General features: G+C 48.6%; 10 protein-coding genes. All 10 read left to right on the forward strand.

All coding sequences use genetic code 11. The features are described 5' to 3' along the window. Positions 1-18 precede the first annotated feature (18 nt). The 10 genes from hisS to ICN24_RS04865 all read left to right on the forward strand — a co-directional run bounded on the left by hisS (position 19) and on the right by ICN24_RS04865 (position 11,203). Positions 19-1,347, forward strand: a complete 1,329-nt coding sequence (gene hisS / locus ICN24_RS04820) for a histidine--tRNA ligase (RefSeq protein WP_216221741.1) — start codon at positions 19-21, stop codon at positions 1,345-1,347. Between the two features lie 47 nt (positions 1,348-1,394). Continuing rightward, positions 1,395-2,054 carry a tetratricopeptide repeat protein gene (locus ICN24_RS04825; protein WP_216221742.1) on the forward strand — a complete coding sequence of 220 codons (660 nt, stop codon included), beginning with the start codon at positions 1,395-1,397 and terminating at the stop codon, positions 2,052-2,054. Then, positions 2,054-3,208: an outer membrane protein assembly factor BamB gene (bamB, locus tag ICN24_RS04830; protein WP_216859913.1), complete on the forward strand. Its 1,155-nt coding sequence runs from the start codon at positions 2,054-2,056 to the stop codon at positions 3,206-3,208. The genes ICN24_RS04825 and bamB overlap by 1 nt, the downstream gene beginning before the upstream one ends. Next, complete coding sequence (gene der / locus ICN24_RS04835; RefSeq protein ID WP_216221746.1) at positions 3,205-4,569, forward strand: ribosome biogenesis GTPase Der; 1,365 nt, start codon at positions 3,205-3,207, stop codon at positions 4,567-4,569. The genes bamB and der overlap by 4 nt, the downstream gene beginning before the upstream one ends. Positions 4,570-4,757: 188 nt before the next feature. After that, positions 4,758-5,000 (forward strand): RNA chaperone Hfq, encoded by a 243-nt coding sequence (gene hfq, locus ICN24_RS04840; RefSeq protein WP_114638413.1) that lies wholly within the window; start codon positions 4,758-4,760, stop codon positions 4,998-5,000. Further along, positions 4,993-6,234, forward strand: a complete 1,242-nt coding sequence (gene hflX / locus ICN24_RS04845; protein ID WP_255532592.1) for a GTPase HflX — start codon at positions 4,993-4,995, stop codon at positions 6,232-6,234. Before hfq ends, hflX begins: the two co-directional genes overlap by 8 nt. Continuing rightward, the gene (gene hflK, locus ICN24_RS04850) at positions 6,224-7,753 is read left to right on the forward strand and encodes an FtsH protease activity modulator HflK (RefSeq protein ID WP_216221748.1); all 1,530 of its coding nucleotides are present in this window, start codon (positions 6,224-6,226) and stop codon (positions 7,751-7,753) included. Before hflX ends, hflK begins: the two co-directional genes overlap by 11 nt. Then, complete coding sequence (gene hflC / locus ICN24_RS04855; protein ID WP_216221749.1) at positions 7,753-8,622, forward strand: protease modulator HflC; 870 nt, start codon at positions 7,753-7,755, stop codon at positions 8,620-8,622. The genes hflK and hflC overlap by 1 nt, the downstream gene beginning before the upstream one ends. A gap of 20 nt (positions 8,623-8,642) precedes the next feature. Then, positions 8,643-9,803 (forward strand): ATP phosphoribosyltransferase regulatory subunit, encoded by a 1,161-nt coding sequence (locus ICN24_RS04860; protein ID WP_216221750.1) that lies wholly within the window; start codon positions 8,643-8,645, stop codon positions 9,801-9,803. A 59-nt stretch (positions 9,804-9,862) separates the two neighbouring features. Further along, complete coding sequence (locus ICN24_RS04865) at positions 9,863-11,203, forward strand: adenylosuccinate synthase (RefSeq protein ID WP_216221751.1); 1,341 nt, start codon at positions 9,863-9,865, stop codon at positions 11,201-11,203. Positions 11,204-11,228: the final 25 nt, after the last annotated feature.

An 11,228-nucleotide genomic window follows, 5' to 3' on the forward strand; every position in this document is an offset into this window, starting at 1 on the left:
ATTAGAAGAACAATAAAGATGACCGATCAAAACAACACCGCAAAAGCTCAAAAAGCACAAAAAATTAATGGCGTGCGCGGCATGAATGATTTATTGCCGGCAGATGCAGCGCAATGGGCGCATCTCGAGCATGTACTGCGAGATTTAACGCGCGCTTATGGCTATGAGTTTTTAAGAACGCCCATCGTAGAGGCAACAGCGGTATTTCAACGCGGCATTGGTGAAGTAACGGATATTGTTGAAAAAGAAATGTATTCCTTTGAGGATCGCCTCAATGGTGAGCAGTTGACTTTGCGCCCAGAGGGTACGGCAGCACTCGTACGCTCCATCATTGAAAATAATTTATTGTATGAAGGCCCCAAGCGGCTTTGGTATACCGGGCCCATGTTTCGTCATGAGCGTCCACAGCGTGGACGCTATCGTCAGTTCCACCAGTTTGGTATTGAGGCACTGGGTTTTGCCGGTCCTGATATCGATGCCGAGATCATTCTCATGGGTCAACGCCTATGGGATGAGTTGGGTCTCAAGGGTGTGCGTCTCGAAATAAACTCGCTGGGTCAAGCTCCAGAGCGCGCTCAACATCGCGCCGCTTTAGTGACTTACTTTGAGAAAAACAAATCACAGTTAGATGAAGACTCTCAACGACGCCTGCTGAGCAATCCATTGCGTATTCTGGATTCCAAGAATCCGGAGATGCAGGCATTGATCGAAGGTGCGCCTAAGCTCTTAGATTTCTTGGGTGAAGAATCGCTGGCGCATTTCAATGCAGTACAAGCCTTACTCAAGGCAAACAATATTCCTTGCAAGATTAACCCGCGCTTAGTGCGTGGCTTGGATTACTACAACCTCACCGTATTTGAGTGGGTGACTGATGAGCTTGGCGCACAAGGCACGATTGCGGGCGGTGGTCGTTACGATCCACTGATCGAGCGTATGGGGGGTAAAGCGGCCCCAGCTTGTGGTTGGGCGATGGGCATGGAGCGGGTTCTGGAGCTGATGAAAGTCTCAGGCTCTTTGCCAGAAGCGCAAGCCCAATGCGATATTTTTGTATTACACCAAGGTGGCGAGACCTTAACTGCTGCCATGATCATTGCTGAGCGTCTTCGTAGTGCTGGTATCGATACCATTCTCTTTTGCCCTCCAGATGGGCAATCTGCCAGCTTTAAGTCGCAGATGAAGAAGGCTGATGCCAGTGGGGCGGCCTTTGCAGTCATTATTGGGCCAGATGAATTGGCTAAAAATGAGGCTGCGCTGAAGGACTTACGTGGTACCGGCGAGCAAAAGTCCGTGTCTTTAGATGGAGTACTAGAGGCGGCAATTGAAGCCCTGGTAGGCGCATCCGAATAGAATGGCTTATTCACAGATAGATTATTGATAAATTAGCTTGGAATGACATGCCTTTAGACCTCGAAGAACAAGAACAGTTAGACCAATTCAAAGCGTTTTGGCAAAAGTATCGCAACCTCATTACTGGCGTTGCTACAGCTGCTTTATTTGCCTATGCCGCCTACAGTGGGTATCAGTGGTGGCGTAATAGCCAAGCACTAGAGGCGTCTAAGTTATACGAAACGATGGTAAGCGCTATTGCTAAAGGTGACAAAGAGCAAACCTTGCGTGCAGCTGACGATTTGCAAAAGGATTTCGGTCGCACGCCCTATGCGCCCATGTCAAGTTTGATTGCCGCCAGAATTTCTGCTGATGCAGGTGATAGTGCTAAGGCCTTAGATTATTTGCGTTGGGCTGCTAAGAATGCCTCCAATGATGGTTATCTCGCTTTGGCAAAGATGCGCCTGGTTTCTCAATTGATTGAGCAGGGTACTGAGAAAGATTTTGCGGAAGCCGATCAAATTCTGAAAGATAAGCCAGTTGCTGGCTTTGAAGCTTTATGGCTTGAGCGTCGTGGAGATTGGTATTTAGCTCAGAAGAAAAATGCAGAAGCAAAAGCCAGTTATCAAGAGGCTTGGAAAAAATTAGATCAGGCAAAAGAGTTTCCTGAAGAGGCGCGTCGCCTCTTGAAGGTCAAATTAGATGCCGTTGGAGGAGTTGCTCAGTGATGGTTTTGATCAAGCCCGTCGTAAAGCGTATTGGTGCCGCCTTGGTGGTGGGCACCCTTGCCGCAGCTTTGCTTGCTTGTTCTGGTAACGCGCGGGTGCGTAAACCTGCTGAGTTAGTAGAGGTAAAAAATCAATTTGATTTGCAGCCTATTTGGTCAACGAGTATCGGCTCATCTGAAACCTTTAACTTTCATCCAGTCGTCGCTGGTGATGCAGTCTATGCTGCGTCTCATCGTGGCAATCTCGTCAAGGTGGATTTACAAACCGGTAACAAGGTTTGGGAAGCTTCTGTGCCTGAGCGGCTGACAGTAGGCCCTGGATCCGATGGTCGTACTACTGCAGTGGTGACCACTAAAGGCGCTGTCTATGCTTATGATGATTCTGGTAAACCGCTTTGGAATGTCAATGTCGGTAGTGAAGTTTTGAGTGAGCCGGTAGTGGCAGGTGGCATCGTCGTAGTGCGTACGCTAGATAATCGCTTTATTGGTTTGGATGCTCAAACTGGTGTGCGTAAGTGGATGTACCAACGTCAGCAGTCAGCTTTATCCCTACGGGTTGGTTATGGCATGCTGCCAATCAACAATGAAGTCATCGTGACGGGTTTTGCAGGCGGTCGCTTTGGGATGATTGCTATTGCGAATGGCGGCTTGATTTGGGAAACCCCTGTGTCCTTTCCAAAAGGCTTTTCTGAGATTGAGCGCTTAAACGATGTCACTGCAAAACCCAGCATGGAAGCCGACATTCTGTGCGCAGTGTCTTATCAAGGTCGCATTGGTTGTGGTCAAGCGCGTAACGGTAACTTATTGTGGTTTAAAGATTACTCGAGCTATACCGGCACAGCCCAAAGCTCAGATCTCGTTTTCTCGGCGAATGAAAAATCGTATGTCACTGCTTTTGCGACTAAAGATGGCACTCAGGTTTGGGAAAATACACAGCTAACCTTCCGGGATGTTGGTGAGCCACTTGCTGTCGGCAGAGTAGTGCTCATGGGTGATGCACAAGGTTATGTGCATGCATTTTCGCAGGCGAATGGTGAGCTGATTGCTCGTATGCGTCATGACAGTAGTCCAATCACAGCTGCCCCGATTGCGGTAGGTGGCCTCATCTTGATTCAATCTCAAGGTGGAAAATTAGCGGCGTACAGTCCAAAATGAACCCAGTCATCACTATTGTCGGTCGTCCCAATGTTGGGAAGTCCACGCTCTTTAATCGCTTAACGCGTTCCCGTGATGCTTTAGTGGCTGACTTTTCTGGTTTAACTAGAGATCGACACTACGGTAAAGGCCGCATTGGTGAGCGCGCATTTATTTGCGTGGATACCGGTGGTTTTGAGCCCGTGGCTAAAACCGGCATTGTGGCTGAGATGGCTAAGCAAACCAAACAAGCCGTAGCGGAATCGGACATTGTGATTTTCTTGGTCGATGGCCGCCTCGGTATGGCGCCGCAAGACCGCGTCATTGCCGATTTCTTGCACAAGACTGGTCGTCCAGTGATCTTGGCGGTTAATAAAACCGAAGGCATGCAAGCCGGTGTAGTCACTGCTGACTTCCACGAACTTGGATTAGGCGAGCCATTCCCGATTTCATCAGCACATGGCGATGGTGTGCGTGGTCTCATTGATGATGCGCTAGATTCACTCGGCATTGCCGAACCCGATGAAGATGAATTAGCCAACGATCCAAATCGCCCGATGAAGATTGCAGTGGTAGGCCGTCCAAACGTTGGCAAATCGACCCTCATCAATAAATTGATTGGTGAAGAGCGCGTTATTGCTTTTGATATGCCTGGAACCACTCGAGATGCGATTGAAGTGCCTTTTGAGCGCAATGGCAAGCCTTATGTTTTGGTGGATACTGCGGGCTTGCGCCGCCGTGGAAAAGTATTTGAAGCGATTGAGAAGTTTTCAGTTGTCAAAACCCTGCAAGCGATCGCTGATTGCAATGTGGTTATTTTGATGCTCGATGCGCAACAAGATATTTCTGAGCAAGATGCCCATATCGCTGGCTTTATTGTTGAAGCAGGCCGTGCATTAGTCGTTGCTGTGAATAAATGGGATGGAATTGATGCTTACGTGAAAGAGCGTGCGCGTTTAGAAATTGCTCAAAAGTTGCGTTTCTTGGACTTTGCAAACGTCCATCCGATCTCTGCAAAAAAAGGTACTGGCCTCAAAGAGCTCTTTAAAGATGTGGATGCAGCCTATGCGGCGGCGATGGCGAAGTTGCCTACGCCACGCTTAACCCGCATCTTGCAAGAAGCAGTAGAGCATCAACAGCCTAAACGGGTTGGTATGGGCCGTCCAAAATTACGTTATGCACACCAAGGGGGCATGAATCCGCCGATCGTGGTGATTCATGGCACTTCATTGAGTGGTGTGACTGATAGTTATAAGCGCTATCTAGAAGGCCGTTTTAGGGATGTCTTTAAGTTGCGCGGTACCCCATTGCGGATTCAGATGAATACCGCCAAAAACCCCTATGTGGATGCTGATAAGGGCAAAAAGGGTAAGAAACGGTAATTTTGCGATAAGCTTTTGCTCTTGGAGCGGGGAGGGCTTGATTTTTTTGCAAATCGGCCCAATATACCTAGTTCAGTAGTAGATGTAATTTGCAGTGTGTAATTTGCAGTGATGATTGATTAGTAAGAGATGAATTAAAAAAGCAAGACTCCCAAAAAAAAGCATATAAAAGATAAATAAGGAGCAGTATGAACAACAATAAAATCCAATTACTTCAGGATCCATTTCTGAACGCATTGCGCAAGGAACACATTCCCGTTTCAATCTATCTCGTCAATGGTATTAAGTTGCAGGGCAATATTGAATCCTTTGATCAATACGTTGTCCTCTTGCGTAATACCGTGACGCAAATGGTCTACAAACATGCAATCTCTACGATCGTTCCCGCTCGTGCGATTGACTTCCGCGTAGAAGAAGGCAACTCTGTATAAAACCGGAGTAGATGCGGCGCGCGCAGTCCTTGTTGGTGTAGATACAGGACGCGAAGATTTTGCAGACAGCATGGCTGAACTCAGCCTCCTGGCTGATAGTGCTGGATCCATACCTGCTGCTAGCGTTATTGCACGTAAGGGTAGAACTGATCCAGCGCTATTCATTGGGTCTGGCAAAGCCAATGAACTCAAGCGCGTCATGGAAGAGCATGATGCTGAGCTCGCGATCTTTAATCATCCCTTATCGCCTACACAGCAGCGTAATTTAGAGCGTCATATTGGCCGCCATGTGATGGATCGCACGGGCTTAATTTTGGATATTTTTAGTCAAAGAGCCCAAAGTCATATTGGTAAGACGCAAGTGGAGTTGGCGCAAGTGCGTTACCGCATGTCACGTTTGGTACGGGCATGGAGTCACCTGGAGCGTCAGCGCGGAGGTATTGGTGTGCGTGGTGGCCCGGGTGAAACTCAAATGGAGCTCGATCGCCGGATGTTGGCAACAAAAGCCAAGCGCCTGGAAAATGAATTAGAAAAACTGCAGCGTCAGCAGCGCACCCAAAGAAGGGCGCGCAACCGGAAGGATGTGTTCTCAGTTTCATTGGTGGGTTACACCAACGCGGGCAAATCCACCTTATTTAATGCCTTAACTAAGGCTGGCACCTATGCAGCCGACCAACTCTTTGCCACCCTCGATACCACCTCAAGAAAAGTCCATTTGGAGGGGGTGGGGTCGATTGTGGTCTCTGATACCGTTGGATTTATCCGGGAATTGCCGCACCAGCTGGTGGAGGCTTTTCGGGCTACCTTAGACGAAACTATACATGCAGACCTGATTTTGCATGTCATTGATGCCTGTAGCCCAGTCGCCAGAGAGCAAAAGGCTGAGGTAGAGGCGGTTTTGGAGGAAATCGGGGCAGATGACATCCCCCGCATCGAGGTCATGAATAAGATTGATTTAATGCCCCAAACCTTCACCCGCGGGGCTGTTTTGGAGCGGGATAATCAGGGCTATCCAAGCCAGATTTTCCTGTCCGCCCAAACGGGCTTAGGCCTTGATTTACTGAGGGCAACCTTGGCCGAATGCTCCCAAATGACTGATAAAATGAGGGCTGAACAAAACCGTGCCAAAACCCAGATGGCCCCGGACGAGTTTTTAGCCCCTTTACCCGAACGACCAGAATCATCCGAATTTAATCCGATCCCTAAGCGAAGCTATCTATCTAATGATGCGTAAATTTACAGGCCTGTTTTCGGTCAATGATCCAGGTTGGGGTAATAGCCACAACAATGGCTCGAAAGATGCCAAAGATGGGCAGGGAACTGAGCAAGCGCCAAAGGTGGATCCGGAGCAGGTTAATAAGCCGGGCGGTCAGCAAGCAAAGCCAGATGGGCCGCCAGATTTAGATGAATTGTGGCGCGATTTCAATGATCGTATTGCTGGAATTTTTGGCGGTAAGAAAAAGCCTGGTAGTAGTTTCAATCCCGGCGCAAACCCTAATTCAAATACTCCCCCCAATAAGCCCAATAGTGGCGATATTCCTCCGCCTTCACAACGCGGCGGTAATGGTGGTGGCATTGGCGGAAATTCTGCTGGACCCAATTTCAATTTCACCAATCCCTTTGGCTCCAAGAGCGGGCCATTAGCCGCGATTGCGATTGTTGCCTTTATTTGGATCTGCAGCGGATTTTTCATTATTCAAGAAGGTCAAGCAGGCGTAGTGCTGACCTTCGGTAAATATGACTACACCGCTAAGCCGGGTATCAACTGGCACTTGCCTTGGCCGATTCAATCGGCTGAGACAGTTAATGTTTCTGGGGTACGTTCAGTTGAGGTGGGTCGCCCAGTATTAATTAAGGCAACCAATCAAAAAGACTCTTCGATGTTGACCGAAGATGAAAACATTATTGATGTGCGCTTTGCAGTGCAGTACCGCCTAAAAGATCCCACCGATTATTTATTTAACAACCGCGATCCGGATGCGGCGGTAGTGCAAGCAGCAGAAACTGCAGTGCGAGAGATTGTGGCTCGCAGCAAGATGGATACCGTCTTGTATGAAGGTCGTGAAAAGATTGGCATTGATCTTGCTGCTTCGATTCAGAAGATTTTGGATAGCTATAAAACCGGTATCTATGTCACTAGCGTAACCGTACAAAATGTACAACCCCCCGAGCAAGTGCAGGCTGCATTTGATGATGCGGTAAAGGCGGGTCAGGACCAGGAGCGCCTCAAGAGCGAAGGTCAGGCATATGCGAATGACATTATTCCGCGCGCCAAAGGCACAGCTGCGCGTTTGATTCAAGAGGCTGAAGGCTACAAGGCGCGGGTTGTTGCTACTGCTGAGGGCGATGCTGGTCGCTTTAAACAAATCCTGGTGGAATACTCCAAAGCGCCTGGCGTAACACGGGATCGGATGTATATCGACACGATGCGTGAGATGTATAACAACGTCACGAAGATCTTGGTTGATACCACCAAGAGCAATAGTTTGCTGTACTTGCCTTTAGATAAGATTGTTGCGCAAGTCAGTGCAGAGAGCGCGCAGGCTGCAAGTGCCCAAGTCAATTCCGGCGGTACAACAACCCCAACGGGTTCGGTGACAGTAGGTGGCGCCACTGGTGCTACAGGTACTACCGCTCCAGCCTCAGCGAGTCCAGTAGCAAACCCAGTAAGTGCTCCTGCGCCAGCTAGTAATGGCGATCGTATAGTGGACAAGCGCGATGGTTTGCGTAGTCGTGATCGGGATTCGCGCTAATGAATGCAAATCGTTTAATTGCTGCGGGCATCGCCTTTATTGCACTCATCTATGTGCTTTCCTCGAGCATCTTTGTGGTGGATCAACGCAAATTTGCCGTGGTATTTTCATTCGGGCAAATTGTTCGAGTCATTGAAACCCCTGGTATTCAGGTGAAGTACCCAGGCCCTTTTGAAAGTGTTCGCTTTTTTGATCGCCGGATTTTGACGATTGATAATCCTGAGGCTGAGCGCTTTATTACTGCTGAAAAAAAGAATCTTCTGGTGGATTCTTATGTGAAGTGGCGCATTGTCGATCCCCGTAAATTCTTTATCAGCTTTAAAGGTGATGAGCGTTTGGCGCAGGATCGTTTGACGCAATTGGTTCGTTCCGCACTCAATGAAGAATTTACAAAACGTACAGTGCGGGAGTTAATCTCGGATCAGCGCGAAGAAGTGATGCAAGGGATTCGCAAAAAGGTTGCCGATGATGCTTCTGATATTGGCGTAGAGATCGTCGATGTTCGTCTGAAGCGAGTGGATTTGCTGGCTGAGATTAGTGATTCAGTCTATCGCCGTATGGAAGCCGAGCGTAAACGCGTGGCAAATGAATTGCGTTCCACTGGCGCTGCGGAGTCCGACAAGATTCGTGCCAATGCAGAGCGTCAACGCGATACCATTTTGGCTGAAGCGTATCGCGATGCTCAAAAAATTAAAGGGGCAGGGGATGCCAAGGCAACTGCTTTATATGCTGAAGCATTTGGGCGCGATCCTCAGTTTGCCCAGTTCTATCAGAGCCTTGAGGCCTACCGTAACTCTTTCAAAGATAAGAAGGATGTCATGGTGGTAGAGCCTAATGGCGAGTTCTTTAAGTTCCTGCATAAAAAATAAGAAAGCGATTAATCTACATCATGAATCGTTGGTTACTTCCTGAAGATATTGCAGATGTTTTGCCAGCCGAGGCTCGCAAGGTGGAGACATTGCGTCGCGCCATCTTGGATCTTTACCAATCCTATGGATATGAGCTAGTTGCTCCTCCTATTTTGGAGTTTTTGGATTCACTTCTCACTGGCACTGGCTCAGATCTCAATTTAGAGACCTTCAAATTGGTCGACCAATTATCGGGTCGTACTTTAGGCTTACGCGCGGACATTACGCCACAGGTAGCGCGAATTGATGCGCACTTATTAAATCGTGCCGGCGTTACTCGTCTCTGTTATGCGGGCTCTGTTGCCCATGCACGCACTCCAGTTGGCAGTGCTTCACGCGAACAATTGCAATTGGGCGCCGAGATTTACGGATCTGCGAACTGGGAAGCCGACTTTGAGGCTATCACCTTGTTGTTCAACACTTTAGAGATCGCAGGCCTGACAAAGGTGTATCTAGACCTCTCGCATGCCGGTATTTTGACAGGTGTTTTGGCTGAGCAAAAACTCAATACAGAAACGATCGAGGCTTTATATGGTCTTCTGCAAAGTAAAGATCGTCCCCGCTTGCGTCAGTGGGCAAGCTGTTTGCCAGCCAAAGTGGCTCAAGCACTGATTGCTTTGACCGAATTAAATGGCCCTTGTGCACAAGTGTTAGCCAAGGCTAAGCAAGTATTACCTCAGCACGCTGCAATTGATCAAGCCTTAGCAGACTTAGAGCGCGTGGTTTGTGCGGTGAACACCAATTGCGGCTTAGAACTCAGTATTGACCTGGCCGATTTGCGGGGCTACCAGTATCACAGCGGTGTGATGTTTGCTGCCTATGTTGATGGCTTAGCGCAACCGATTGCTCGGGGCGGCCGCTATGATCAGGTAGGGCAGGCATTTGGGCGTTCACGTCCTGCAACGGGCTTCTCCTTGGATTTGCTGACCCTAGCGAATTTGTCACCATCAAATACACGTAAGCTGGCTATTCTTGCGCCGTGGACGCAAGATGCTGCGCTGGATAAAGCAATTGCGGATTTACGGAGCCGTGGCGAAGTCGTTGTGCAAGTGCCCGCTGGTCAAGTGGTTGAGGCTGCTGAATATGTATGTGATCGAGAATTAGTCTTACAAGGCAATTCTTGGGAAGTAAAGAAGAAGTAAAGCATTAGTAGCAAAGCGATTAGTTAACTTATTTTGTCATTATCTTTTTGGATTTCAATATGTCTTCAAAGCAGCAAACTCAAGGTCGTAACGTCGTAGTCATTGGCACCCAGTGGGGTGATGAGGGCAAAGGCAAGGTAGTAGATTGGTTGACCGATCATGCCCAAGCAGTCGTGCGCTTTCAGGGTGGTCACAACGCGGGACATACCCTCATTATTGGCGATAAGAAAACGATTCTGCGTTTGATTCCATCGGGAATCATGCATAAAGATGTTATTTGTTACATTGGTAATGGCGTGGTCTTGTCACCCGAAGCTCTTTTTAAGGAGATTGGCGAGTTAGAGTCTGCCGGCTTAGATGTTCAATCCCGCCTAAAGATTTCTGAAGCGACGACCTTGATATTGCCTTATCACGTTGCGATTGACCATGCTCGCGAGAAGAGGCGTGGCGAGGCGAAGATCGGAACAACTGGTCGTGGCATCGGACCGGCATACGAAGATAAAGTGGCACGTCGTGCCTTACGCGTTCAAGATTTGTTCTACCCTGAAAAATTTGCTGCGCAATTGCATGAAAACTTGGAATATCACAATTTCATGCTCACCAATTACTACGGAGCCGAGCCAGTGAGTTACGAGAAGACGCTTGCTGAGGCAATGTCTTATGCAGAGCGCCTCAAGCCGATGGTAGTGGACGTTTCAAGTGCGCTGTATGCGGCTGAGCAAGCTGGCCAAAATCTCTTGTTTGAAGGTGCTCAAGGTACTTTGCTTGATATCGATCACGGTACCTATCCTTACGTCACTTCCAGTAACTGCGTAGCAGGTAATGCTGCTGCTGGATCTGGTGTTGGTCCAGATTCACTCCAATATATTTTGGGTATTACTAAAGCCTATTGCACTCGCGTTGGTGCTGGCCCATTTCCAAGTGAGTTGTACGATCATGACAATCCTGCAAGGCAAGATCCAATTGGTGTTCGCCTGGCAGAAGTTGGTAAAGAGTTTGGTTCTGTTACGGGTCGTCCACGGCGTACTGGCTGGTTAGATGCAGCTGCGCTCAAGCGTTCGATTCAGATCAATGGCTTGACTGGCTTATGCATTACTAAGCTCGATGTACTCGATGGCTTGGAAACTATTCGCTTGTGTGTAGGCTACACCCTGGACGGCAAGAAATTAGATGTGCTGCCACGTGGCGCGGAATCGGTTGCTCGCTGTGAGCCGATTTATGAAGATTTTCCAGGCTGGAAGGGCACTACCTTTGGTATTCGTGAATGGGCAAAATTGCCCGTGGAAGCCCAAAATTTCCTACGCCGAATCGAAGCAGTGGCTGGTAAACCGATTGCAATGGTCTCTACAGGCCCAGAGCGTGATGAAACCATCCTTCTCCAGCATCCTTTCCAGGATTGATGGAAAATATTTGATTCAGTAAAGA

Origin of the sequence: Polynucleobacter sp. UK-Kesae-W10 (assembly GCF_018881575.1) — a bacterium.
Lineage (GTDB): Bacteria > Pseudomonadota > Gammaproteobacteria > Burkholderiales > Burkholderiaceae > Polynucleobacter.

Coding starts and splice junctions, on each gene's coding strand:
- ICN24_RS04865 (WP_216221751.1), top strand. CDS start 9,863: ATGTCTTCAAAGCAGCAAACTCAAGGTCGTAACGTCGTAGTCATTGGC.
- hflC (WP_216221749.1), top strand. CDS start 7,753: ATGAATGCAAATCGTTTAATTGCTGCGGGCATCGCCTTTATTGCACTC.
- hisS (WP_216221741.1), top strand. CDS start 19: ATGACCGATCAAAACAACACCGCAAAAGCTCAAAAAGCACAAAAAATT.
- bamB (WP_216859913.1), top strand. CDS start 2,054: ATGGTTTTGATCAAGCCCGTCGTAAAGCGTATTGGTGCCGCCTTGGTG.
- der (WP_216221746.1), top strand. CDS start 3,205: ATGAACCCAGTCATCACTATTGTCGGTCGTCCCAATGTTGGGAAGTCC.
- hflK (WP_216221748.1), top strand. CDS start 6,224: ATGATGCGTAAATTTACAGGCCTGTTTTCGGTCAATGATCCAGGTTGG.
- ICN24_RS04860 (WP_216221750.1), top strand. CDS start 8,643: ATGAATCGTTGGTTACTTCCTGAAGATATTGCAGATGTTTTGCCAGCC.
- hfq (WP_114638413.1), top strand. CDS start 4,758: ATGAACAACAATAAAATCCAATTACTTCAGGATCCATTTCTGAACGCA.
- ICN24_RS04825 (WP_216221742.1), top strand. CDS start 1,395: ATGCCTTTAGACCTCGAAGAACAAGAACAGTTAGACCAATTCAAAGCG.